Source organism: Porphyromonas sp. HMSC065F10, assembly GCF_001808555.1.
Classification (GTDB): Bacteria; Bacteroidota; Bacteroidia; order Bacteroidales; family Porphyromonadaceae; genus Porphyromonas_A.
This window is the reverse complement of record NZ_KV793797.1, coordinates 10,366-13,491: the sequence shown is the minus strand read 5'-3', so window position 1 is coordinate 13,491 and position 3,126 is coordinate 10,366. Positions and strand designations below refer to the sequence as shown.

The 3,126-nt window shown below is 49.2% G+C and carries 1 protein-coding gene, 1 pseudogene and 1 CRISPR repeat array; the gene and the pseudogene both read right to left on the bottom strand.

What is annotated here, in order from left to right:
- Position 1 precedes the first annotated feature (1 nt).
- Positions 2-620: a CRISPR direct-repeat array (repeat unit 29 nt; unit sequence CCATATTCCATTAAAACAAGGATTAAGAC).
- Between the two features lie 882 nt (positions 621-1,502).
- Positions 1,503-2,249 (bottom strand): annotated as a pseudogene (locus HMPREF2890_RS05790) (zeta toxin family protein).
- A gap of 78 nt (positions 2,250-2,327) precedes the next feature.
- Positions 2,328-2,594 carry a hypothetical protein gene (locus HMPREF2890_RS05785; protein ID WP_070466491.1) on the bottom strand — a complete coding sequence of 89 codons (267 nt, stop codon included), beginning with the start codon at positions 2,592-2,594 and terminating at the stop codon, positions 2,328-2,330.
- Between the last annotated feature and the right edge of the window lie 532 nt (positions 2,595-3,126).

The window sequence follows — 3,126 nt, the reverse complement described above, 5'->3', positions numbered from 1 at the left end:
ACCATATTCCATTAAAACAAGGATTAAGACCCGACAGGATGGGTTCGTTAGAGAGCGTCTGTGAGACTCGCAGACCATATTCCATTAAAACAAGGATTAAGACCCAATCGATCTTGTTACAACGCATAATTCGATGCGAACTCGCAGACCATATTCCATTAAAACAAGGATTAAGACCGGACGGCTGTTTGTCTACCGAGTGGTGAGCCAAACGCTCGCAGACCATATTCCATTAAAACAAGGATTAAGACAGCTCTTTAGGTAACACTTCATCTTTGAAGATTGCTCGCAGACCATATTCCATTAAAACAAGGATTAAGACCTACCACCTTCCAGTGATAGAGCGTGACCACCTCCTCACGGCTCGCAGACCATATTCCATTAAAACAAGGATTAAGACAGGAAATTGTATCCAGTAGTTCCTCCAATGGAATGCTCGCAGACCATATTCCATTAAAACAAGGATTAAGACGGTAGAGTGGTAGAACCTTCGGGTAATCTACCTCCCTCGCAGACCATATTCCATTAAAACAAGGATTAGGACTCACCTCTGCTTCTTCCTGATATTCGTTTAGCTCGCAGACTCGCAGACCATACTCCATTAAAACAAGGATTTCGGGGGCAGGTCGTCCGACCCGTCCGACTCGTCCCGCAAAAACAGGGCGTCACCTAATACCGGTAAAAAGAATTCTCTAATACCGATATTAGTGATCTCTAATACCGATATTAGAGAAATCTAATATCGGTATTAGATTTCGCCCCTATCCGCCAAGGGCAAAAGCCCTCAGCGAGAGCCTTCTGCGGGAGAGCGCTTCGAGGGGGACTATTAGACCGGAGTTGCACCCCTTGCGGGTGCCCGCTTCTTAGTCACAGGTCGAGGGGCGTCGCCCCGATGACCCGTGGAGAGGGCATCGTATACGACCTCGACCCTGCCAGGGTGTCGCACTATCAAGCCTCTCCGGGGAGTGTGACACCCTGGCGGGGTCTGTCTGGAAAGGGAATATCTGCTCGGCGACCCGCAAGGGGTCGAGGAGGAGGGGCGGGTCTTGGCACATCGGTCACTCCTTCGCGGATGACCGATGCCTATGGAGCGAGCACCCTTCGGGAGACCTTTGCATAATACCCCATCTGTGGCGTCACATTCGAGATTCGGGCTTGGTTATGTGCGTAAGCACACTCCCCTCGCCCTCACTCTCAGTTCCTTGCATCTGTGGCATTCTGCAAAGTCTCCTGCCGAAAAAGCGCTGCTTTTTCGGCGAAAGACCATTTTGCAAAGGTCTTTTCGGGTGCCTCTCGGATGAGCCCCGCCTGGTATATGATTAGAGACTTTGCACGAAGGATGAGATGCAAGGCGCTGAGGATGAGACCGAAAGGAGCGTACTCACGTACGTGACCGAGACCGAATTCCGAAAGCAACGCAGCAGATCGCCTTCGTGCAACAGTCTCATGTGAGGCGGTCGATCTCATCGAGCAGATTGCACTCCCTGATGGTAGAGACCAAATCACCCTCGGTAAAGGGATGGTATGGTCTTCATAAGCGCTTGGATCTGTTTTAATAGCTCCTTCCTTATGCTCTCTTCTTGGATGATCCCTAAAGCTGCCAGACCTCTATCTAAAATAGGAAACACAATCCTTGGGTTCTGTAATTGAGCGTTTCGGGATGTCTCTATCATCTCGCTTGGCTTCTCATTGATTGACCATTGCCCATTTACTCTTTTGTAATCAGCAATTAGGTCGATGCCAAAAATAGAATATAGGCGTATCCTGTCGATGTCCTTGTCCTCATACGCATCGTCCAAAGTCTTTGGTATGCCTATGCAAGCTTGGCGGTGACTCTCAAAGTCCGCCAACCTGCCATTGCCTATAGACTGCACCTCACCTGCAAATCTTGAGAAGAGATTGATAGCCGTAAGTTCATAAGGGGCGGAGATGCATAATAGTTCAACCTTGTAACCTGAGGATTTGAACTTTTTTGCAGTGTTTGCGATCACCTCCGAGCGCCTCATTGTCCCTTCTATGGAAACGGACAATCGACGTTTGATCGCTTCTGCAATCAGTCCTTCTGTGAATACGTTAGAAAAAATTCAAGTCTCAGAAGAGAATGTGAGAGGATCCTTTCTCAGTTCATTGTATTGCGGATGGCATACTCTATAATTGTCGCCATTGATGACAATGTCTATTGCATCTTGGTACTCCTCTTCGATAATTTTGTTGAGGCTACTCTTGCCCGCAGATGGTTGTCCTCCCAATATTATGCGATAGGTTGATTTCGGGAGGTGTGACTATCAATGTGTAAGTCCTTTTTCTCCTCAAAAATTCGGACTACCTCATTCCTGTTCATTGTATCTTTTCAAAATAGGGCTATATAGCCGAAGTACCTTGTCTTGTACGCTTTGTGCAATCTCATCATCGCCCAAGACGGCATTTGCTTCAAATGCGAGAAGTCTTTGTTGTTTCATAAGCTCCTGCCTCCTATCATCGTCCGTGACGGATGAGAGGTTCCTTATTATGTAACCTCGGAGCTCATTGATAGCACTAGACATCACTTCTTTCTTAGTAAACATCCTGACCTGCTCTAATTGTCTGTCTGTCATAATAATTGCCTTGAGCCTAAGTGTTATAGTCTACGCAAATGTACGCATTTTTGTGTCTCGCAGACCATATTCCATCAGGGGTGACAGGGGTGACGCATTTGAGCGTTAGGGTAATCATATACCAAGTGGGGCTTATCGGGGAGGCACCCGAAGGGTGCTCGCTCCAAAGGCATCGGTCATCCGCGAAGCGGTGACCGATGTGCCGAGACCTGCCCCTACCCCCTCGACCCCTTGTGGGTCGCCGAGCAGAAATCCCCCCCCTCCAAGCGACCCCGCCGGAGTATCGCACTTATCGGAATAGGCTACCGGTGCGACGCCCTAGCGGGGTCGTGATCGCTTGCGATGCCTGATCCACGGGTCATCGGGGCTACGCCCCTCGACCTGTGGCTACGAAGCGGGCACCCGCAAGGGGTGCTTCGCCGCCCACTCCTCACAATGAGTTGAGTGGATTTCGTAGCGCCCAAATGCGTCAACCCTGCATCAGCAGGTTGTTGAGCCTTCTATTGATATTGAAGTTGTAGGATATTTGGGA

Coding starts and splice junctions, on each gene's coding strand:
- HMPREF2890_RS05785 (WP_070466491.1), bottom strand. CDS start 2,594: ATGACAGACAGACAATTAGAGCAGGTCAGGATGTTTACTAAGAAAGAA.